The 20,833-nt window shown below is 71.4% G+C and carries 16 protein-coding genes and 2 pseudogenes; 6 read left to right on the top strand and 12 right to left on the bottom strand.

Annotated elements, in window-relative coordinates; genetic code table 11:
• Window positions 1-7: 7 nt before the first annotated feature.
• Together melC2 and melC1 are read right to left on the bottom strand one after the other, a co-directional pair.
• On the bottom strand, window positions 8-832 hold the full coding sequence (gene melC2 / locus EAO75_RS28950) for a tyrosinase MelC2 (RefSeq protein WP_147997923.1): 825 nt from the start codon (window positions 830-832) through the stop codon (window positions 8-10).
• Window positions 833-866: 34 nt separating this feature from the next.
• A complete protein-coding gene (melC1, locus tag EAO75_RS28945; RefSeq protein ID WP_147997922.1) occupies window positions 867-1,301 on the bottom strand; it encodes an apotyrosinase chaperone MelC1 in 435 nt (144 codons plus the stop codon).
• A 360-nt stretch (window positions 1,302-1,661) separates the two neighbouring features.
• Between melC1 and EAO75_RS28940 the strand changes: the two genes are divergently transcribed.
• Window positions 1,662-2,867: an FAD-dependent monooxygenase gene (locus EAO75_RS28940; protein ID WP_147997921.1), complete on the top strand. Its 1,206-nt coding sequence runs from the start codon at window positions 1,662-1,664 to the stop codon at window positions 2,865-2,867.
• Between the two features lie 7 nt (window positions 2,868-2,874).
• Here EAO75_RS28940 and EAO75_RS28935 read toward each other — a convergent pair whose 3' ends face one another.
• A complete protein-coding gene (locus EAO75_RS28935) occupies window positions 2,875-4,566 on the bottom strand; it encodes a cholesterol oxidase substrate-binding domain-containing protein (RefSeq protein ID WP_147997920.1) in 1,692 nt (563 codons plus the stop codon).
• 137 nt (window positions 4,567-4,703) lie between these two features.
• On the opposite strand from EAO75_RS28935, the gene EAO75_RS28930 reads away from it, so the two are divergent.
• Together EAO75_RS28930 and EAO75_RS28925 are read left to right on the top strand one after the other, a co-directional pair.
• Complete coding sequence (locus EAO75_RS28930) at window positions 4,704-5,687, top strand: aldo/keto reductase (RefSeq protein WP_147997919.1); 984 nt, start codon at window positions 4,704-4,706, stop codon at window positions 5,685-5,687.
• An 85-nt stretch (window positions 5,688-5,772) separates the two neighbouring features.
• Window positions 5,773-6,255 carry a DUF6328 family protein gene (locus EAO75_RS28925; RefSeq protein WP_147997918.1) on the top strand — a complete coding sequence of 161 codons (483 nt, stop codon included), beginning with the start codon at window positions 5,773-5,775 and terminating at the stop codon, window positions 6,253-6,255.
• 29 nt (window positions 6,256-6,284) lie between these two features.
• Here the strand turns inward: EAO75_RS28925 and EAO75_RS28920 are convergent, their stop codons facing one another.
• On the bottom strand, window positions 6,285-7,328 hold the full coding sequence (locus EAO75_RS28920) for a hypothetical protein (protein WP_147997917.1): 1,044 nt from the start codon (window positions 7,326-7,328) through the stop codon (window positions 6,285-6,287).
• A 228-nt stretch (window positions 7,329-7,556) separates the two neighbouring features.
• On the opposite strand from EAO75_RS28920, the gene EAO75_RS28915 reads away from it, so the two are divergent.
• Complete coding sequence (locus EAO75_RS28915; RefSeq protein WP_147997916.1) at window positions 7,557-8,993, top strand: serine hydrolase domain-containing protein; 1,437 nt, start codon at window positions 7,557-7,559, stop codon at window positions 8,991-8,993.
• On the opposite strand, the pseudogene EAO75_RS28910 reads toward EAO75_RS28915, so the two are convergent.
• The 7 genes and pseudogenes from EAO75_RS28910 to EAO75_RS28880 all read right to left on the bottom strand — a co-directional run bounded on the left by EAO75_RS28910 (window position 8,994) and on the right by EAO75_RS28880 (window position 17,558).
• Window positions 8,994-10,515: pseudogene (locus EAO75_RS28910) on the bottom strand (serine/threonine protein kinase).
• 157 nt (window positions 10,516-10,672) lie between these two features.
• On the bottom strand, window positions 10,673-11,632 hold the full coding sequence (locus tag EAO75_RS28905) for a threonine/serine dehydratase (protein ID WP_147997915.1): 960 nt from the start codon (window positions 11,630-11,632) through the stop codon (window positions 10,673-10,675).
• Window positions 11,633-11,770: 138 nt separating this feature from the next.
• Window positions 11,771-12,676: a polyprenyl synthetase family protein gene (locus EAO75_RS28900; RefSeq protein WP_410092481.1), complete on the bottom strand. Its 906-nt coding sequence runs from the start codon at window positions 12,674-12,676 to the stop codon at window positions 11,771-11,773.
• Window positions 12,677-12,837: 161 nt separating this feature from the next.
• A complete protein-coding gene (locus EAO75_RS28895; RefSeq protein WP_147998125.1) occupies window positions 12,838-13,902 on the bottom strand; it encodes a tetratricopeptide repeat protein in 1,065 nt (354 codons plus the stop codon).
• A gap of 203 nt (window positions 13,903-14,105) precedes the next feature.
• Window positions 14,106-14,783, bottom strand: coding sequence for an AIM24 family protein (locus tag EAO75_RS28890; protein ID WP_147997914.1), 678 nt, complete (start codon window positions 14,781-14,783; stop codon window positions 14,106-14,108).
• Window positions 14,784-14,847: 64 nt separating this feature from the next.
• Window positions 14,848-16,212: a CAP domain-containing protein gene (locus EAO75_RS28885; protein ID WP_147997913.1), complete on the bottom strand. Its 1,365-nt coding sequence runs from the start codon at window positions 16,210-16,212 to the stop codon at window positions 14,848-14,850.
• Window positions 16,213-16,301: 89 nt separating this feature from the next.
• Window positions 16,302-17,558 (bottom strand): serine hydrolase domain-containing protein, encoded by a 1,257-nt coding sequence (locus tag EAO75_RS28880; protein ID WP_147997912.1) that lies wholly within the window; start codon window positions 17,556-17,558, stop codon window positions 16,302-16,304.
• Window positions 17,559-17,762: 204 nt separating this feature from the next.
• Between EAO75_RS28880 and EAO75_RS28875 the strand changes: the two genes are divergently transcribed.
• Both EAO75_RS28875 and EAO75_RS28870 read left to right on the top strand, forming a co-directional pair.
• Window positions 17,763-18,950: an ROK family transcriptional regulator gene (locus EAO75_RS28875; protein WP_147997911.1), complete on the top strand. Its 1,188-nt coding sequence runs from the start codon at window positions 17,763-17,765 to the stop codon at window positions 18,948-18,950.
• A 23-nt stretch (window positions 18,951-18,973) separates the two neighbouring features.
• Window positions 18,974-20,692, top strand: a pseudogene (locus EAO75_RS28870) (alpha-galactosidase D); the annotation flags it as partial.
• Here the strand turns inward: EAO75_RS28870 and EAO75_RS46095 are convergent.
• Window positions 20,680-20,823 carry a hypothetical protein gene (locus tag EAO75_RS46095; protein ID WP_187284600.1) on the bottom strand — a complete coding sequence of 48 codons (144 nt, stop codon included), beginning with the start codon at window positions 20,821-20,823 and terminating at the stop codon, window positions 20,680-20,682. The pseudogene EAO75_RS28870 and the gene EAO75_RS46095 sit on opposite strands and share 13 nt — an antisense overlap.
• Window positions 20,824-20,833: the final 10 nt, after the last annotated feature.

Raw genomic sequence — 20,833 nt, 5'->3', positions numbered from 1 at the left:
GCGAGGCTCAGGCCGCGTCGAAGGTGTAGTGCGCGGTGTGGTCCAGCAGGTCGGCGGGGCGCACGTCGTTCCACGGCTTCATCGTGTCGCCCAGGTCGATCACGTTCGGCGTCCCGGCGGCCGGCAGATAGCCGGAGCCGGGGTGGCGCCGCTGCCAGTCCGCCCACAGCTTGTCGATGTAGGCGTGGTGCAGCCAGAACACCGGGTCGTTGGGCGACGCACCGGTCGCCATCTGCCCGCCGACCCACACATGCACCCGGTTGTGCAGATTGACGCCGCGCCAGCCTTCGAGGTGGTTGCGGAAGCCGTCCGACCCACTGTTCCAGGGCGCCATGTCGTACGTCGGCATGGCGAGCACGGACTCCACCTCGGCCGGCGTCGGCAACTCCCGCACGCCGGTGCCGAGCGAGCGGCGCAGGAACGTACGGCCGTCGACGCGCACGTTGATCGGCCAGTTGCCGGCCGACGCCGCGAACGGCCCGTCCGTCACCTGTCCGTCGCGGCTGCGCCCGGTGCCGCCCAGGAAGTCGGGCGCCCACAGCGAGGACCGTATGGACCGGTCGGTGCTCCAGTCCCAGTACGGCAGCGCGACCGAGGCGTCCACCTCCTGCAACGCGCGCTCGAATTCGAGCAGGAATCTGCGATGCCAGGGCAGGAACGACGGTGAACGGTGGCCGGTGCGCTCACCGTTGTCGGTGTCGCCGACGATGAAGGCGTTGTGGGTCGTGACGAACGCGTCGTAGCGGCCGCTGCGCTTCAACTCCAGGAGGGCGGCGACGAATCGGCGCTTCTCGTCGGMGGTCAGGCTGGCCTGGTTCTTGCGGACGGTCATGGTCGCTGGTGCTCCAAAGTGCGGGTAGGGCGGTTCAGTTGGCGGGGAAGGGCAGGAGTGCGGCGCCCTGGAGCTCGTCCACGGCGGCGCGGGCGACGGCCCGCGGGGTGGGCACCGGGTCGTAGTGGCTGACGACGCTGATCCAGCTGCCGTCGGCGTTGCGCATCACATGGAGCTCGACGTCGTCGACGAACACGGCGTAACCGCCGCCGTGATGCTGGTGGGCGCCGCCCGAGGCCGGCCGGCCCTGTATCCGGCGGCCCTTGTAGACCTCGTCGAAGGACGCCGGGGCGTGCTGGTCGTGGCCGGAGTGCTCAGAGCGCTCCGGATGCCCCGGGTGTCCCGCGTGCTGCGGGTGTCCCGGGTCCTCCGAGGCGGACGCGGTCAGGGCGGTGACCGTCGTGACGCCGGCGGCGGTGGCGAGGGCGGCCGCGGCGGTGAGCGCACGGCGACGACTGAGTTCCGGCATGCGGACCTCCTGGGTTGGTTCGATGGTTCGTTCGGTTGCTGACTCCGCATATGCCTATCGGGCTTGACGAGAGCGGGAGAAATCGGTCGGCAGCGGTTGGCTTCGATCCGGACAAGTGGCCACATGTCGTGCAGAGTTGAACGAAGATGATCTTGTCATGAGGGGTACCGATACATACCCGGAATGGGGAATTCCTTCCCCTGGGTGTCGTGTTCCCGACAGTCCTTCGCGGGGAGGGGCGGCGTCAGTGGTGTGTCTCACCCGCTGAAACTGGCGCGATCCGGAGTGTCGCGGGACGGCGCCCGACTCCTGCTACCCTGCGGTCCAAAATGACCGGATTAGCAATGTCTGGGGGCATGTGTGAAGGTCGCCTGCGTCGGCGGCGGGCCTGCCGGCCTGTATCTCTCGATCCTGCTGAAGCTGCGGGACCCGTCCCACGACATCACCGTCCACGAACGCAACCCGGAGGGCATCACCTACGGCTGGGGCGTCACGTACTGGCGCGGGCTGCTCGACAAACTGCACGCCCACGACCCCGTGACGGCACACGCCATCGAGGCGAGCTCGGTCCGCTGGAGCGCGGGCGTGGCCCACGTACGGGACCTGACGACCCGTCGGCCCGGCGACGAGGGGCACGGCATCGGCCGCCACCGGCTGCTGGAGATCCTCGCCGAACGCGCCCGCTCGCTGGGCGTGCGCCTGGAGTTCGGGCACGCCATCGCCCCGGACGACCTGCCCACCGCCGACCTGGTCGTCGCGGGAGACGGTGTGCACAGCACCCTGCGCACCCGGCATGCCGACCACTTCGGCACGCGGGTCGAGACCGGCCGCAACCGCTACATCTGGCTCGGCACCAGCAAGGCCTTCGACGCCTTCACCTTCGCCTTCGTCGAGACCGACCACGGCTGGATCTGGTGCTACGGCTACGGCTTCGGACCCGACGCCGGCACCTGCGTCGTCGAGTGTGCCCCCGAGACCTGGACGGGCCTCGGCCTCGACACCGCGCCCGACGCCGACGGACTGGCCCTGCTGGAGAAGCTCTTCGCCGGGGCCCTCGACGGCCACCCCCTCATCGACCGCCCGTCCGCCGACGGCAGCACGCAATGGCTGAACTTCCGCACCCTCACCAACCGCACCTGGCACCGCGGCAACCTCGTCCTGATCGGTGACGCCGCCCACACCACCCACTACTCCATCGGCGCCGGGACGACCCTCGCCCTGGAGGACGCCATCGCTCTCGCGGACGCCCTCCATGAGCGGCCCGCCCTCCCGGATGCCCTCGCCCGCTACGAACGGGAGCGCCGACAGGCCCTGTTGCCCCTCCAGAGCGCCGCCCGCCACAGCGCCCTGTGGTACGAGAACCTGCCCCGCTACATCCACCTGCCCCCGCAGCAGATGTTCGCCCTGCTCGGCCAGCGCCACTCACCCCTGCTGCCCTACGTGCCGCCCCAGCTGTACTACCGGATCGACAGGGCGGCCGGGCAACTGGAAACGCTGCGCCGCCTCAAGCGCTGGCTCGGCCCGAAGGTGGCGCGCACCGTGCACGCCAGGGCGTCCCGTAAGTAGCCGCGGCTCACCGGATCAACCGGTCGAGGAAGGCGTTGCCGAACACCCCGTGCGGATCGAGCCGGTCCAAGGTCCCGGAGGCCTCGCCCCACACGTCCTCCCCGAAGGCGCCGGGCACGACCGCGCCGAGCACCTCGCCGTCGCTCCACGCGGCGTCCTTCGTGTAGGCCCAGCCCTTCGACCACTCGACGCGGGTCATGGCGTACTCACCGTCGAAGGTACGCAGCAGGAACCGCTCGATCTGGCTCAGGAACGCCTCCGCGTACGGCGTCCCCGGCAGCGTCAGGATGTTGAGCCACAACGCCGTGTCCCACTCGGGACGCTCGCCGCGCGGCCGGAGGGCCGACAGCAGCGGGGCCCGCGCCCCGTCGATGCCCGCGTCCGCCGGATCGTCGAGGCCGGTCACCCGGATCTCCACCGAACCGTTGACCGGGAACCGGCCCCGGCCGGCGTACGCCGCGAGCCGCTCCCGGTAGAAGGCCGTGAACTCGGCGACGGCACGCTGCACTTGGTCCCGGCCGGTGACCACCGCGTATCCGTTCGTGGCGATCCTCAGGGTCGTCGGCCTCAGATACAGCAGCGTGTTCTTGGACGGCCCCCAGATGTCCGCCGACAGGGTGGTCACGAGCCCGAGGGCCGCCGCGTCGTACTGCGCGTTGCCGAGCACCGGCGCCAGGTACCAGGCCCCGTCCGACACGATGCGCCCCACGAGGTCCGCCACCGGGGTCGGCACGCTGTCGGAGAACGGGTAGTTGTACGGCGCTGTCACGTGCCGCGAGGCCGGCGGCCTGGTGGGGGAGACGCTCCACACCTTCAGCCACGGGTGCTCGGTGAAGGCGAACCAGATCGCCTCGACCCGCCCGGTCCGGTCCAGGAAGCTCTCCAGGGAGCGTCCCGCGGTGCCGGGCGCGGCGAACAGCTCGCGGGCCGGGATGTCCGTACGGCTGACACACCGCAGATTGGTGTTCGCGCCGACCCGCAGCACCACTTCGGTGACCAGGGAGCGGCCGAGGTGGGTGAGCAGCGCGGCGCAGTCCGCCTCGGCGCGGTCGTAGGTCCGCAGCGCATAGGCGCCGCCGGCCTCGTCCCAGACGACGGCCGTTAGTGACAGTACGAGATTGCTCAGCGAGCCGTAGGTGTGGCCGGGCAGCCGCTGCTCGCCCTGCGCCGGTACGGCGGTGCCGTGCGCGTCGATGGCCAGGGCTCCGCCGAGGGTGAGGTTGCCGGGCGCGGGGGCGGCGGTGACGCCGAGGCCGTGTTCCTCCAGGAAGGTGAGCAGGGACTCCAGGGTGATGCCCGTACCGGCGCGCACCGAGGACGGGGACTCCAGGGACAGGCCGGTGAGATGAGAGGCGGTGTCGACGAGGAGGACCGGCGCGTCCGACGCCGTGCCCGGCGTGATCGTCAGCGGCGACCAGCCGTGCGAGGCACCCCGGGCGCGGACCCGCCGGCCGTGCCGCCAGGCCCAGTTGACGACGGCGGCCACCTGGTCCGGGCCGGTCGGCGCGCAGGCCCACAGCCCGTCGGCGGTGATCTCGCCGACCCAGTTGCGGTACGCCGAGCGGTGCAGCGCCACATCGTGCGGGAAGTCCGGCAACTCCTGTGCCGCGACGGCCGGATCGGCCGGGAGGAGGGTCGGTACGGCGGCCAGGGCGGCGGCGGTGCGCAGGAAGTTCCTGCGGCTGAAGTCGTCGATCACGGGCCCAAGCTAGGATCGCTCCGACAGTAACCGCTTGCTCGCCGAGTCGATTCACTCGTGTGAGTGAACGATTCACAGGGAGCTTGGGCGGAGGGGCCCGCTCCGCCCAAGCGGTCGGCGAATGACACACTGACGCCATGGACGAGCGTGTAATCGGTAGGTCGGGTCAGCGGGCATCCGTCGTCGGTCTCGGTACGTGGCAGCTGGGCGCCGACTGGGGAGACGTGGACGACAAGGAAGCCCTTGCGGTTCTGGACGCGGCGGTCGAGTCGGGGGTGACCTTCTTCGACACGGCCGACGTCTACGGCGACGGGCGCAGCGAGCAGACCATCGCCGCCTTCCTGCGCGACAGGCCGGAGCTCGACATCTTCGTGGCGACCAAGATGGGCCGCCGCGTCGACCAGATCCCCGAGAACTACGTCCTCGACAACTTCCGTACCTGGAACGACCGTTCGCGCCGCAACCTCGGCGTGGACCGCATCGACCTGGTCCAGCTGCACTGCCCGCCGACGCCGGTCTACTCGACGGACGAGGTGTTCGACGCCCTGGACACCCTCGTCGAGGAGGAGCGCATCGCGCACTACGGCGTCAGCGTGGAGACCTGCGCCGAGGCGCTGACCGCCATCGCCCGGCCGGGCGTGGCCAGTGTGCAGATCATCCTCAACGCGTTCCGAATGAAGCCCCTGCTGGAGGTGCTGCCCGCCGCGCGGCAGGCGGGCGTCGGCATCATCGCGCGCGTCCCGCTGGCCTCCGGCCTGCTGTCCGGCAAGTACACCAAGGACACCGTCTTCCCGGCGAACGACCACCGCACCTACAACCGGCACGGCGAGTCCTTCGACCAGGGCGAGACCTTCTCCGGCGTCGACTACGCCTCCGGTGTGGAGGCCGCCGTCGAGTTCGCCGCCCTCGCCCCGGAGGGCTTCACGCCCGCCCAGCTGGCGCTGCGCTGGATCATCCAGCAGCCGGGTGTGACCACCGTCATCCCGGGCGCCCGCTCGCCCGAGCAGGCCCGCGCCAACGCGGACGCCGCCGCGCTGCCGGATCTGACCGACGAGACGCTCGCCGCGATCCAGGACCTCTATGCTCGGCGGATCAAGGAACAGGTGGAAAACCGCTGGTAGACGCGGTACGGCTCCGGGGGCAGCGAGCCCGTCGCTCCCGGACCCGCACCGTTTGAGGGTTTCGCGCCGTGGTTACCCGGACCGCATGATGGACCAGGAAAAGCGGACAGGGCGCGACGAGACGGAGGAGGAGCGGGCCGACCGCAGGTGGCTCGAACTCATCCAGGAGGTCCGGGTGGCCCAGACGGGTGTCCAGATCCTGTTCGGCTTCCTGCTCACCGTCGTCTTCACCACCAAGTACGACACCCTCGGCGACACGGAACAGACCATCTACATCGTGACGGTCGTCCTGGGCGCCACCGCCACCGGCGCCCTGATCGGTCCTGTGTCCCTGCACCGCATGGTGTCGGGGCGGCGCATCAAACCGCAGGCCGTGGAGTGGGCCTCCCGGCTGACCTCCGTCGGCCTGGTCCTGCTGCTGGCCACGATGGCGTCGGCGCTGCTGCTGGTCCTGCGGGTCGCCATGGATGACGACTTTGTGCCCTGGCTGGTCGCGGGCGTGGTCCTCTGGTACGTGGTGTGCTGGTTCGTGCTGCCTCTGTGGACACGCCGCCGCCACACAGAGTGAGCGGCGGCGCGTCGGTGGAGGGAGCGCGGCTACTCCTGTCGCGCCGCGCCTTCCCGCGTCCCGCGCAGAGCCGCGATGGCCGTGGCGATGGCCTGCTGGAGCTCCTCCAACTGCTGGACCATGTCGTCCTCGACGAACTCCTGCACATCGTCGAAGGTCAGCTCCTCGAAGACCTTCGTCGCCCTCTGCAGGCTGCTGTAGAACTTGGTCCGCCGCTCCTGCACCCGCAGCTCGGGGTCGGCCTCAACGGCCTCGACGACGAGGGACTTCATGGCGCCGTAGGCCTCGGTGGCCCACTCACCGGTGTCCTCGTCCTCCTCCAGCTCGTCGATGAGCGACAGATGCCGTTCGGCCTCCTGGCGCAGGTCCACGGGCGCGTCGACGGTCTGCCCGGCCGGCGTCTTGATCTGGCCGGACTCGGCGATCTGGCGGACGTAGTCGATCCGGTCGGCCGACCGGCTCTCGGTGGCGACGGCCTTCTTGAGGTCGTCGGTGCGTACGACGTCCCGCGCCAACTCGGCCTGCAGATCCGGGTCTTCGCGGACCCGGTCGAGCAGCGCCTGGCGGGCCGCGCGGGCGGTGGAGGGGTCGGCGAGGATCGCGGCGCGCAGCGCGGTGGGGTTCTCGGCGACCTCCAGGGCCTTCGTCGGGCGGATGCCCTCGGCCTCGGCGGCCTCGGTGATGGCGGTGCCGCGCTCGGAGGTGGCGCTGTTGCGGGAGACGTAGTAGCTGAGCCACACGTCCGAGTCCGGCAGCTCCACCTCCTGGCCCGGCGCGAGGGCCTCGAACTGCGGGACGAGACCGTCGTCGGCGGCCCGGTCCCAGGCCTTGTAGTAGCGCATGACGCGCTCGGGGGAGCACCCGGCGAGCTCGGCGAACTCCTTCGCGGACACCTTCGGCGTCTCGTCGGCGCCTTGACCGCCGGGCCGCACGCTGCGGGCCACCATCAGACCGAAGGCCCACCCGCCGGTCCGCACGTAGACCCCGAACTCACGCGCGTCGCGCGCGACGAGGTCGGACAGCGGGGCCTGGGGTGCGGAGGACGTCTCGGGTGGGACGAACGCCAGTGTCACGGATGACTCTCCTGTACAAGCTGCTGGGACGGCAAAAGTGCCGACCGGCAGCTTATGACACCCGCGCACGGCGCCCGCGCGGTGCGGCATCTCGCGGCGCACAGCCACGGGCGACCAGCCCTCGCCTCCCCGGACAGGCGCGTGGAAAACGGGACGGACGGGGCGCGTGTGGGGGCGAGGTTCGTGCAGGTCCCTGTCCACGCCGGAGTGTCGGGGGAGGATGCACGTATGTCTGCCCGTGCGCTGCCTTCGAGCACCCCCGCCGCCCAGGGCGTCGACGCCGCCGGTGTCCTCGCCTTCCTCGACGCCCTCGACGCCGCCCCCACGATCGAGCCGCACAGCCTGATGATCCTGCGGCACGGCCATCTGGTCGCCTCCGGCTGGTGGGCGCCGTACACCGCCGAACGCCCGCAGTTGCTCTACTCGATCAGCAAGAGCTTCACCGCGACCGCCGCCGGGATCGCCGCCGCCGAGGGGCTGATACGGCTCGACGACCCGGTGATCTCGTACTTCCCCGAGTTCGAGTCCGACATCACCGATCCGCGCAGCCGCGCGATGCTCGTGCGGCACGTGGCGTCCATGGCCAGCGGGCACGAGGCGGACACCGTCTTCGAGGCGCGGGAACGCGACCGCGAGGACCTCGTGCGCGGCTTCCTCCTGGTGCCCCCGCCCCGTGACCCGGGCACGGTCTTCGCGTACAACCAGCCCGCCACCTTCACGCTCTCCGCCATCGTGCAGCGCACGAGCGGCCAGTCGCTGACCGAGTACCTGCGGCCGCGCCTGCTGGATCCGCTCGGCATCGGAGAGGTCGCGTGGCTGCGTGACCGCAGCGGCCGGGAGCTCGGCTTCAGCGGACTGCACGCCACCACCGACGCGATAGCCCGGCTCGGCCAGCTGTATCTGCGCGGCGGTGTCTGGGAGGGCGAGCGGCTGCTGCCCGAGTGGTGGGTGGACGAGGCCACGCGCACCCAGATCCCGAACGCCGGCGCGATGCCCGGGGACGACTGGCAGCGGGGCTACGGCTTCAAGTTCTGGATGTCCCGGCACGGCTATCGCGGTGACGGCGCGTTCGGTCAGTTCTGCATCGTGCTGCCCGAACACGACGCCGTGATCGCGACCACGGCGGACACCTGGGACATGCAGACCCTGCTGAACCTGGTCTGGGAGCATCTGCTGCCCGCGTTCGGGCCCGCGCCCCGCACGGGCGGCGAGGCGGCGGACACGGCCCTGGCGGAACGGCTGGCCGGCCTGGCGCTGACTGCCGCCGCCGGTGAGCCCGCGCCGCCCGAGGGGGCCGAGGCCTGGTCCGGGCCCGCGTTCACGCCGGACGGCGGGGTCTGCGGGCCGCTGCCGAAGCTGACGGCGATCGACCTCACGCCCGGCGCGGACGGCTGGACCCTGACGCTCACCGAGGACGGTCACCCCCTTCAGGTGCGGCTCGGTCAGGCCGGATGGACCGTCACGGAGGAGCCGGTGCCCACCGCCGTCAGCGGCGGCTGGACCGACGCCGGCACCCTCGTCGTGGACGTCGCCTTCCTGGAGACACCGCACCATCTGGACGTGAGCTGCTCGCTCAAGGACCGTACGTTCACGGCCCGTTGGCGCACGGACCCGCTGCACGGGCTGCCGCTGCGGGCGATGCGCGCGCCCCGAGCGTCGGCCTGATCAGTCCCCGGGAACCCGGAAGGTCCGCAGGAAGACGTCCAGCGCCTCCTGGTTCTCGGGGTCGTTCCAGTCGTCCTCCGGGGTGATCCAGCGCAGCGAGTAGCCATGGTGGTCGTCGATGACGAAGCCGCGGCCGAAGGTATGCAGGCGGGTGCCGTCCGTCTCCGAGACCCACTCCATGTCGGCGGCCTCGTAGCCCTGGTACGTGGTCGTCTCGATGTCACCGATCCGCTGGAAACCGCCGCTCTCCTCCAGTTGGGGCTGGACGTCGTCGCGCCAGACGGCGACGGGATCCGGCCCCAGCGCCTCGCTGTAGGTGACCGCCAGCCCGCGCTCATCGCCGTCGGCGCTGAACAAGACGCGGTACGCCACGTCCGAGGCGCGCTTGGTGGCCAGCGGCTGCCAGCCCTCGGGCCGTCCCCGTCCCCGTCCCTGTCTCCTCCTGAGTGGGGGACGTGCTCGGCGTGCCCGTGGGGGACTGGGAGGTCGGCGCGCCGGCGGAGGCGGACGGACCGGGCGTCGTACCCGCCGCCGAGGAGTCCGTGTCGTCCTGCCTGCCGTTGGTCACCACGAGGACGGCGGCCGCGACGGTGACCACGGCCAGCGCGGTGCCGACGACCATGGCGCGTCTGCCCCAGGTCGGTCCGACGGCGCATCGACCGCGTATCCGGGGGCGCCCCGCCGCCGGGGCGCCCGCCTCGGGATCCTCGTTGAGGGCGCGGTCGAACGCCTCGCGGACCACCGGTCTGCTCAGCCGCTCCCGGGAGTCCTTGCGCAGCAGGCCCTGCACGGCCTGGGTGAGCGGCCCGGCACGCACCGGGGCACGCAGCGGGAGCCGGTCGACTCCCTTCAACGTGGCCTCGGGCCGGTCCCGTTCGCGATACGGCGGACGTCCCTCGACCATCGTGTAGAGGATCGCGCCCAGCGCCCACAGGTCGGACGCCGGCCCGATCCGCTCGTCGCGGGCCTGCTCCGGCGAGGCGTACGACGGAGCGGCGACCCGGGGCGCGAGGGTCGCGCCGGCCAGGCCGAAGCCGGTGACCACCACGGACCCGTCGGCGCCCACGAACACCTGGCCCGGGCTCAGCTCGCCGTGCGTGATGCCCGCGACATGCGCGGCCTCCAGCACATCGAGCAGTTCGAGGCCGATGCGCGCGGCCCGCACATAGTTGAACGTGCCCTGCTGGGCCAGGAGTTCCCCGAGCGGTGTGCCGTCGATCCACTCGGTGACGATCCACAGGCTGCCGGACTCCTCGACGACGTCCAGCACGGCGGCCACCCGGCCCGGGCGCAGCAGCCCTATCCGCTCCGAGGTGCGCAGGATGCGCGAGGTGGCCCGGCGCCGGTCGTCCGGGCTCGGGTCGTCGGGAAGCCCGATCTGGGTGAGGAGGCACGGACGTTCGGTCTCCAGGTCCTCGCCGTAGTAGCCGACGCGGTTCGTCTCGCGCTGGACGACATCGACGAGCCGGTACCTCCCGGCGACCAACTCGACTGTGGAGACGCGCGCCTTGACCATGGCCATCCCTCGCTGAACCCCTGGCTCTCATTTCTCACAGGAAGTACGGGAGGCATCACCGGAAGCGTTCAACGAAAACCCCAACTAAAGGGCGCTTCTTTTCATTTGCTTTCTTACGCGTGAGTAAGCTGGCTAAAAGGCCGGGGAATTGGTCGCGAATGCTTCAACGAAGGCCGAAATCCGTCGCCCAGCGCTGCATGTCCGAGGTCGTCGCGTTGCCTCCGCACACGACCAGCCCGAGCCGGGCGCCCGCCCCGACCCGCTCCAGCACACGGCGCGCCGCCGGCAGCAGGCTGCCGGCGGCCGGCTCGGTCCACACCTTGGCGTGCTCGGCGAGGTCGAGCACGCCCCGCACCGCCTCCCGGTCCGGGACCACGAGCACCTCGTCGACCAGGGCCGACACATGGTCGTACGTCAGCTGCGACACGGCCGGCGCGCTGAGCGTCGACACGATCGACGACAGCGCCACCGGCACCGGCCCGCCCGCCGCCAGCGCCTGTGACATGGCCTCGGCGCCCTCGGTCTCCACACCCCAGATCCGCACGTCCGGCCGGCGGGCCCGCAGCGCCACCGCGACACCGGCGATGAGCCCACCGCCCCCGACACTGACGATCACGTCCGTGAGCTCACCCGCGTCACGCGCCAGCTCCAGCCCGACGGTGCCCTGCCCGGCGATCACCAGGGGGTCGTCGAAGGGATGCACGAGCGTGAGCCCCTCGTCCCGCAGCCGGGTGACCAGCGAGAACGCCCCGTCCATGTCGTCCGTCAGCCGCACCGACGCCCCGGCGTCCTCGGCGATCCGCACGGCGTGCGCGGGCGCCGAACGCGGCATGACCACCGTGGCCTTCACGTCGAGGACGGCGGCGGTCATCGCCAGGGCGATGCCGTGGTTGCCGCCGCTCACCGCGACGACCCCGGCGGCGCGCTGGTCGTCGGTCAGCGACAGCAGCTTCGCCGTCGCCCCGCGGGCCTTGAACGACCCGGTGCGCTGGAGGAGTTCGAGCTTGGCCGTGACCGGGACACCGAGCAGGTCCGACAGGCCGGGGCTGGGTACGGTCGGGGTGTGTACGACGTGTCCGGCGATGAGGTCGGCCGCGGCTTCGACATCCGAGATCCCGATCAAGGCAGTCACCCTTCCGGCGCGGGGCGTGGATCCGCGCCGTTCGGCACCCTGGCCCGACGGACGCCGCCGGTCAACCCGGTTTCGCCGGCGGCGGCACGGCGCTGCCGAAGGCCACCGCCGAACGAGTGGACCGCGCTCTCACAGGTCGCGCCGCACGAGGAAGTCGAGCAGCGAGCGCAGCTCCTGCGCGGGCCCCGCCTCCATCGGTACGTCCGCCAGGGCCACCTCCACGGCGGCGACATGACGCCGTGCCTCCGCGAGCGCGGCCGAGCGGCCACCCGCCTTCTCGATCAGCGCGGCCACTTCGCCGGGATCGGCGCCCGATTCCAGCATTGCGGCGAGTCGACCGGCGAGGGGCGAGTCGAGCGCGACCAGCACGGGATACGTCTTCTTGCGCTCCCGCAGATCGCCGTGGACCGGTTTGCCGGTGACGGCGGGGTCGCCCCAGATGCCGAGCAGATCGTCCACGACCTGAAAGGCGATGCCCAGATGGCGACCCGCCCGGTCGAGGGCGGCGACGGTCGCGGGCGGCGCGCCGCCGAGCAGGGCGCCCAGCGCGGCCGCACAGCCCAGCAGGGCGCCCGTCTTGTGCTCGGCCATCGTCCGGTACTCGTCCGGCCGCACCCGCTCCGGACCCGTCCAGGGACGCGTGGCGAACAGCAGGTCGTCCGCCTGCCCGCGCACCAGGTCCTGCAACGCCTCGGACAGCAGCCGTATCGCCCGGGACCCCGCAGGTGCCGCCGCGAGCGTCTCGACGGCCAGCGCGAACAGCGCGTCCCCCGCGAGGACGGCGGGTCCCGTGCCGTACGCCTTCCACACGGTGGGGCGGCGCCGCCGTGCCTCGTCGCCGTCCATGATGTCGTCGTGCAGCAGGGAGAAGGCGTGCACCAGCTCCACCGCGACCGCCCCGGGCACCGCGACCCGACCGGGTGCGCCGGCCGCCTCCGCCCCGAGCACCGCCAGCGCCTGCCGTACGCCCTTGCCGCCGGAGGAGGCGGCCGGCGCGCCGCCCACCTCGCACCAGCCGAAGGAGTACGCGGCCATTTCGCCGACCCATGGATGCGTTCGGTCCACTGCCTCCCTGAGCGCCGGGCGCACCAAGGTCCGGCAGCGGTCGAGGACTTGGCCGGCGTCCACCGGTGTGGGGACCGCAGTGGCGCGCCGACCGGTGTCGGCCGGGGCCCGCAGTGCCGAAGAGGAAGTCGTCACCGTACGCCCACCGCCTCGGCGCCCGCCATCGCGTCCTCACCGACGCAGAACTCCTGCTGTGCCCGAGCCACCATCTCCCGCGCGTGCCGCAGCCCGATCCGCTCCAGCACCACGGCCAGCTCGGCGAGTTCGGCGGCGGTCTCGGTGCGATCGCGCCCCAGCTGCGCCCGCGACTTCGCCAGCCCCAGCCGGGACAGTGCCTCCCCGCGTGGCTCGCTCATCGCGCGGAACTCCGAGAGCGCCAGCTCGTACAGCTCCCGCGCCTCGGCGTAACGCCCGGCCCGGTAGAGGACGTTGCCGCGCATCTTGTGGTTGTAGGCCAGCGCGCTGGACAGCTTCATCGTGCGGCACGTGGTCTCCGCCTCGGACAGCAGGGCCAGCGCCCGCTCCGCGTCGCCGTCGCGCACGGAGACGACATCGGCGAGCCCGCGCAGCGCCCAGGCATGGCCACGCCGGTCCTCGGCGCGCGCGGCGATCTCGGCGGCCTCCTCGAACAGGGCGTACGCGGTGTCGTACGAGCCGGTGTTGCGGTGGATCTGCGCGATGCCCTCCAGCGCCCACACGGTGTGCCGGGCCTCACCGCGCCGCCGGGCCTCGGCCAGCAGCTGCTCGTGCAGCCGGTGGACGGCGTCGTAGTCGCCCTGGATGCGGCCGGTCTCCGCCAGCCCGGCCAGCGAGTAGCCGCGTACGACGATGTCGCCGCCCCGCTCGCCGAGGTCGGCCGCGAGCTGAAGCAGCCGCCGGGCCAGCGGGAACGCGCCGCGCTGGCGGGCCAGCGTGCCGCCGCTCCACATCGCCCAGGCCATCGCCCCTGTGTCGCCGGCTTCCCGGGCGGCGCGGTAGCTCGCCTTCCAGGCGCGGTCGGCGTCCCCGATCTGCCCCAGCCGGCGGTGCGCCTCGGCGACCGCGAGCCCGGAGCGCGCCGCCTCGCCGTGCTCGCCGGACCGCTCGGCCGCTCTCAACTGCTCGGTGCCGGCGGCCAGAACGTCGGTGAGCGACGAGTTCACGGACAGAGTCGTCAGGGCGCCCTGGTACTCCGGGGCGAATGCCTTGCCGTACATCGATGCCTTTCGATCGATATACACGCCGTCTCTACTCTGTGTGTATACATGGTGCGTATACGTGATGGGTATACATGGCGTGTATAGAGCGTTGAGAACCAGCCCTGGCCAAAAGAACGGCCAGGGCTTCACCTGTTGTCGATCAAGACGTCGGCAGGGCGGAGTGGGTTGCTCGTGAGGCGCAGATCACCTCGCGGGGGCGTTCAGTGCTGCTGCGGCTTCTGCGGTGTCGCCTCGCTCGGTCGTACGACGACATATCCCTGACCTTGCAGCATCAGCTGCACGGCTTCCCCGGAACCGCCGCGCAGCATCGAACCGAGGGACTGCGAGCGATGCAGCGAGGTCTGCAGTCCGGCGGTCCAGCCGACCACCGCGTCCGTGTCGWCGTACACCGGGTACTGCTGCGAGACCGGGATGACCAACGGATTGCCGTCGCAGATCAGACCCAGCCTGCCCTGGCCCGTGAAGACGCTGTTGAACAGACCGCCGCCGGTGATGCCCGCGCCCTTCACCGTCGCTATCCGGTACGACAACGAGGCGTCGAAACACAGCACGTTGCGGCCGTTGACCGTGAACTCGTCGCCCGGGTCGACGTCGACGACGAAGCAGTTCTGCGCCTCGTGCGCGAACCAGGCCTCGCCCTGCCCGCGCACCGCCATCAGCGGCAGTCCCTCACCGGTCATGGCCCGCTTGAGCATGCCGCCCACGCCCTGGCCCTTGCGCTCGAACTGGAGGTTGCCGCGGTAGGCGACCATCGCGCCCTGGCGGGCGTGCATCTCGCCGTTCACCGCGTACTTGATGCATTTGGCGTTCTCGATCGTCATGCCCGGCGCCGTGGCCGGCTGGACCATGTGCTCGCTGGAAAAGAGGTCACCCTTCATACGGGCATCGTGTCCCGGACGGTGCCCTTCCGCCTAGATCGCGGCGTGTCCTCGCCCCGACCCGTCAGGCGCCGAAGAGTTGTGTCCAGTACGTGCCCGCCGGGCCCCCGCCCGCGAAGCCGATGCCTATGTGGGTGAAGTCCCGCTTGAGGATGTTGGCGCGATGGCCCGGACTGTTCATCCAGCCCTCCACGACCTCGGCGGGGGAGCGCTGACCGCACGCGATGTTCTCGCCGATCGTGCGCATGCGGGAGCCGGCGGCGGCCGCCCGGTCCCAGGGCTGGGTGCCCTCGGGCGAGGTGTGGGAGTAGAAGGCGCGGGCTGCCATGTCGGCGCTGTAGGCCTGTGCGGCGGTGGTCAGCGCGGCATCGACGGCCAGGGGGTGCAGCCCGGCCCGGGCCCGCTCCCGGTTGGTGAGGTCGACGACCTCGGTGGCGATGCGGGGCAGGCCGCCCGGTGTGAGCGGCCTGGCCCACAGCGCCGTCCAGTACGTGTCGCCCGAGCGGCCGCCCGTGACGTGCGCCAGGGCGGCATGCCTGAAGGCGGCGTCGTGCAGGGTGCGGCGAGGGCCTTCGGCGCGCAGACAGTAGGCGACGAACTCGGCGGGGGTACGCGGGCCGGAGACCAGGTGCTCGCCGACGGTCAGATATGCGTACCCGGCGGCGGTGATGCGCTGGTACACGGAGACACCGTCCGGGCCCTCCACCCCGAGCCGTCCCGCCGAAGCCATGGCGGCGGCGTGAGCGCGGGCGGCGGAGGCGAGCCGGGCATCAAGAGTGACGGGCCCCGAACCGGCGCCTGCGCGCGCGGAGTTGACCAGCCCCAGGAAGCCGTCGGGATCGGGGGAAGGGGTGTGCGGCACGCCGAGGTCGGTCAGGGTGTGCATCGTCGACCGGGCGGTGGGCGCGGCGGTCGGGGCCGGTGTCTGCCGGGCCGGCGTCGGCGTGGCGTCCTCGACCACGTCCACCCCGAAGTCGCGCGCGAGCCCCGCAAGCCCGTCCGCGTACCCCTGCCCCAGGGCCCGCACCTTCCAGCCGCCGCCCCGCCGGTACAGCTCCGCGAGCAGCAGCACCGTCTCCTGCCGCGGGCGCGGCGGGGCGAACCGGGCGACCGGGCGGCCGCCGGAGTCGGTGATGTGGAGCGCGGGGGCGGGCAGTCGGCCCAGGGGAGTGCCGGGATCGGTGGGGCTGACGACCACCGTGACCCGGGTCGCCCCGGTGCGCAGGCGAGGTGGGTCGACCGTCAGCGTGTCGCCGTGCAGCCGGGRGCCCGGAGCGGACGGCTGGTTGTAGAACACGAAGTCCGCGTCGCCGCGCACCTTGCCGCTGTCGTCGGTGATGAGCGCGGACACGTCGAAGGGGCCGGGCACCCGGACGGTCACGCTGCCGCCCGGGAGGGGCAGATTGCCCCCGGGAACCAACTCGCTCATCGGGCCGTCCTGGTGGGTGGTTCGAGATCCGGTGGGGATGTCCGCACAACGCACACCGGATCCCGAGGGTTCCCACCCGACGTGCGGGCTCAGTGCGCGTCAGGATCCAGCGGGTTCCCCGGCGCGCTGACCTCGTGCCGTTCGACCGGCGTGGCGGCACTGCGGGACTTCTTCGTCTGCTTGCCGCAGAACGCGGACTCCAGTGTGCCCAGCATGGCGGCGTGCACCGAGCCGTTGTTGGAGGCGTTGGCGAGCGCAGCGAGGCTGCGCTTGCCGTCCTTGGAGGCGAAGGCGTAGGAGTAGTAGCCCTGTACGGCGCCCGTGTGGCCGTAGACGGAGACCCCGCACGACAGATCGCGCCGCCGCAGCCCGAGCCCGTACCGCTGGTTCGTCCCCGACGGTACCCACCGCTGCATCTGGGCCAGCTGGGCGCGGGAGGTCAGCCGGCCGCCGAGCAGCGCCGACAGGAAGAGGTTGAGGTCCCGTGTGGTGGAGATGACCGCGCCCGCGCTCTGCGCCCAGGACACCGTCTGTTCGGTGGCGTCGACGAGCGCCGCGCCGGCGGTGTCCGGCGTGAGATAGCCGCGGGCGTGCCGGCCCGGGACCTTGGTGCCGGGGTGCACGTAGAAGGTGTCGCTCAGCTTCAGCGGCTCGAAGATCCGGTTGCGGTACTCGGTCCGCACGGCATGCCCGGTCAGCTTCTCGATGAGCATCCCGGCGACCACGAAGTTGGTGTTGGAGTACGAGTACGCGCCGCCCGGCTTGGTGGTCCGCGGCTTGCTCAAGGAGCGGTTCACCAGTTGCCGGTAGGTGAAGACCTTCTTGCGGACCGCCTCGAAGCCGGGAACCGTCCGCGCGAACATGTCGTTGGAGTAGTCGTGCAGGCCGCTGCGGTGGCTGAGCACGTGGCGGACCGTGATGCGGTCGTCGGGCAGCAGCCCCGGCAGATAGCGGTTGACCGGGGCGTCGAGCGCCAGCTTCTTCTCGTCGGCGAGTTGCAGCAGGACCACGGCCGAGAAGATCTTGGTGACGCTGCCGATGCGGAACCGGTCGGCGTTGCTGAGCGCCCGTCCGCTCTTCCGGTCGGCGACGCCCACGGCCGCCCAGTGGACCGAGCCGCGGTCGTCGAGACGCGCCATCGCACCGGGTGCGCCCTGCCGCCTCGCCGCGCGCAGGACGTTCCACAGGCCCGTCACATCCGGGGCGGGTGGCGCGGCCGCCGCGGCGTCGGCCTTGGTGGTGGCGGGTTCCAGGGGTGCGGCATACGCGGGTACCGCGAGGAGCGACCCAAGGGCCACCGCCACCGCCGTGCCTCTGACCAGCGCTGTTGAGACCTTCGAGACCATCCGGATTCCTCCCGTTCGTCGATGTGCTGCAGATGCGATAACGATCACCGCCGTCCGGGGCAACCTTCTCGCATCCCGTCACATCGCCACAGACGACGCACAGTTGGACAGACACCGATCACTGGGTGGGAGTCCTTCAGCGGCACTTCGGGGAATCCTGCTTCTTTTATTGACGGCGGAAAATAAGGGCTCTAGGTTCCGGGCATGTCCTCGATCCACCGCGCCGAGTCGTTCCCGGCGAACACGCCGGCCGCCTCGCAGATCTTCACCACGGTCCTCAGCCAGGGGCCGCTCACCCGTCTGGAGGTGGCCCGGCGGGCGGGACTGTCCCCGGCCGCCGTCACCAAGGCGGTACGGCCCCTGATCGAGGCCGGCTATCTGGTGGAGGACGTGGACGCGGACGCCCGCCCCACGCTCGGCCGGCCCGCCAACCCGGTACGGGTCGACGGAGGACGGGCGCTGTTCATCGGCGTCAAAGTGACCGGCGACGAGATCATCGGCGTGCTCACCGACCTGTGCTGCCGTATCCGCGTCGCCCGCCACGCCCCGCTCCCCGACCTCGAACCCAAGGGCGTGCTGGCCTCGGTCGCCGAGCTGACGGGCGAACTGCTCGCGGAAGCGGGCGACTTGGGCGTCCCGGTCCTCGGACTCGGCATCGCCGTCTCCGGAGACGTGGACCGCGGCGCGGGCGTCGTCCGCTACTCACCGTTCCTGGAGTGGCGGGACGTCCCCCTCGCCGAACTCGCCGCCGCGACCACCGGACTGCCGGTCACCGTCGACAACGACGTACGCGCCCTCACCGTCGCCGAGCAGTGGTTCGGCGCCGGCGTGGGACTGTCCGACTTCGCCGTGGTGACCGTCGGCGCCGGCATCGGCTGCGGCCTGGTGGTGCACGGCCGGGTCGTCGCCGGGGCGCACGGCGTGGCCGGAGAGATCGGGCACGTGACCGTCGACCCGGCAGGCCCGCCCTGCCACTGTGGCAACCGTGGCTGTGTGGAGGCCATCGCGGGGGACGCGGCGATCGTCCGCCGCATCCGCGAGACCACCGGCGTCGAGGTCGCCGACACCGCCGAAGCGGCGGCGCTGGCCCACCGGGGGAACGCCGGAGCCCGCGAGGCCTACGCCCGCGCCGGCGAGGCGATCGGCCGGGGCATCGCCACCGTGGCCAATCTGCTCGGACCCGAGCGGGTGATCATCTCCGGCGAGGGGCTCGCCGCCTACGACCTGTTCGCCGAACAGATCCGCGACGCCCTCGCCGCGGCCGCGTTCGGCTCCGCCGCCCAGTGCGACGTACAGACCCGCCCACTGCCCTTCGAGGAGTGGGCGCGCGGGGCCGCGGCCACCGCCATCCAGTCCTTCATCCGAGCCGACGACCAGCGCCAGAGCCGCTGAACCAACCCAGGGAGGCCCGACCCATGAGGTCATCCTCGTACTCCGTCATGCCCGCACGCGCCCTGAGAGCCGTGGTGGTCCTGGCCCTCACCGCCGGTGTCACCGCCGCCGTCCCCGCCGCACAGGCCGAGACCACCACGCCCCCGGCCGCCCCGACCACCACCGCGGTGGCCGCCAAGCCCTACATGGGCTGGACCAGCTGGACCATGCAGTCGTCGAAGTACCCGGGTCTCAACCCGAAGGGCGACTACAGCTACCTCTCCGAGGCCAACGTCACCAAGCAGACCGACGCCCTGGCCGCCAAGCTGAAGAAGTACGGCTACGAGTACGTCAACATAGACGCCGGCTGGTGGATGGACTGGTCCTGGAAGTCGCAGTTCGACGAGTACGGCCGCCAGAAGGCCGACCCGGTGCGCTTCCCGAGCGGCATGAAGGCCGTCGCCGACCGCATCCACTCCAAGGGCCTCAAGGCCGGCATCTACCTCCCGGTCGGCCTGGAGAAGGGGGCGTACAACGACGGCAAGAACCCGATCTGGAACGCCGACGGCTGCACCACCGGCGACATCGTCTACGACGACCTGCGCACCACCAACGGCTGGGACAGCGCCTACAAGATCGACTTCTCGAACCCCTGCGCGCAGAAGTACATCGACTCCCAGGCGCAGATGTTCGCCGACTGGGGCTACGACTTCCTGAAGCTCGACGGCGTCGGCCCCGGCTCGTTCAAGAACGGCGACAACTACAACAACGTCGCCGACGTCTCCGCCTGGCAGAAGGCCATCGACACCGCCGGCCGCCCGATCCACCTGGAGCTGTCCTGGTCCCTCGACTACGGGCACGTCGAGGACTGGAAGAAGTACTCCAACGGCTGGCGCATCGACACCGACGTCGAGTGCTACTGCAACACCCTGGTCAGCTGGGAGAACTCGGTCGACGACCGCTGGGACGACGCCCCCGCCTGGACCGACCACGCCGGCCCCGGCGGCTGGAACGACCTCGACTCCCTGAATGTCGGCAACGGCGAGATGGACGGCCTCACCAAGGCCGAGCGGCAGAGCTACGCCACCCTGTGGGCCATCGCCAAGTCCCCGCTGTTCACCGGCGACGACCTCACCAGGCTCGACTCCTACGGCCTGTCGCTGCTCACCAACCGCGAGGTCATCGCGATCAACCAGAGCAGCGCCCCGCCCGCCGAGCCCGTCACCGCCTCCGACCCGCAGCAGGTCTGGGCCGCGAAGAACCCCGACGGCACCTACACCGTGGCCCTGTTCAACCTCTCCGACGCACCCGCCTCCGTGACCGCGAACTGGCAGACCCTCGGCTTCAAGGGCAAGGCCTCCGTGCGCGACGTGTGGAACAAGGAGAGCCTCGGCACCCACACCGACAAGATCACCCAGGCGCTCCCCGCCCACGGCTCCCGCCTGTTCACCGTCACCCCACGCGGCACCGACCTCGCCTGGACCGCCCACGAGGCCGAGGCGGGCACCCTGAGCGGCAACGCCTCCGTCGCCGACTGCTCCGCCTGCTCCGACGGCCACAAGGTCGGCAACCTCTACACCGGCGGCAAGGTCACCGTGAACGACGTCGTGGTGGCCGAGGCCGGCACCTACCAGATCAAGGTCGCCTACGTCAGCGGTGACTCCCGTTCGATCCTCGTCTCGGCCAACGGAGGCGGCGCCACCTCGCACAAGATGCCGTCCACGGGCAACTGGGGGACCGTCAACAGCGTCTACGTGCCGGTGAACAGGCGGGAGCCGTGGGCGGGGAGCGCCTGGGTGATCTTGTCGGTGTGGGTGCCGAGGCTCTCCTTGTTCCACACGTCGCGCACGGAGGCCTTGCCCTTGAAGCCGAGGGTCTGCCAGTTCGCGGTCACGGAGGCGGGT

This window comes from Streptomyces sp. UW30 (assembly GCF_008042075.1).
GTDB lineage: Bacteria > Actinomycetota > Actinomycetes > Streptomycetales > Streptomycetaceae > Streptomyces.
The sequence above is the reverse complement of the archived record's forward strand: the minus strand, read 5'-3'. Positions and strand labels throughout refer to the sequence as shown.

What these genes read in the sequence shown, in the direction of transcription:
- melC1 (WP_147997922.1), bottom strand. Translation starts at nt 1,301, where the DNA reads ATGCCGGAACTCAGTCGTCGCCGTGCGCTCACCGCCGCGGCCGCCCTC.
- EAO75_RS28930 (WP_147997919.1), top strand. Translation starts at nt 4,704, where the DNA reads ATGGACGAGCGTGTAATCGGTAGGTCGGGTCAGCGGGCATCCGTCGTC.
- EAO75_RS28925 (WP_147997918.1), top strand. Translation starts at nt 5,773, where the DNA reads ATGATGGACCAGGAAAAGCGGACAGGGCGCGACGAGACGGAGGAGGAG.
- EAO75_RS28915 (WP_147997916.1), top strand. Translation starts at nt 7,557, where the DNA reads ATGTCTGCCCGTGCGCTGCCTTCGAGCACCCCCGCCGCCCAGGGCGTC.
- EAO75_RS28900 (WP_410092481.1), bottom strand. Translation starts at nt 12,676, where the DNA reads ATGGCCGCGTACTCCTTCGGCTGGTGCGAGGTGGGCGGCGCGCCGGCC.
- EAO75_RS28895 (WP_147998125.1), bottom strand. Translation starts at nt 13,902, where the DNA reads ATGTACGGCAAGGCATTCGCCCCGGAGTACCAGGGCGCCCTGACGACT.
- EAO75_RS28880 (WP_147997912.1), bottom strand. Translation starts at nt 17,558, where the DNA reads ATGGTCTCGAAGGTCTCAACAGCGCTGGTCAGAGGCACGGCGGTGGCG.
- EAO75_RS28875 (WP_147997911.1), top strand. Translation starts at nt 17,763, where the DNA reads ATGTCCTCGATCCACCGCGCCGAGTCGTTCCCGGCGAACACGCCGGCC.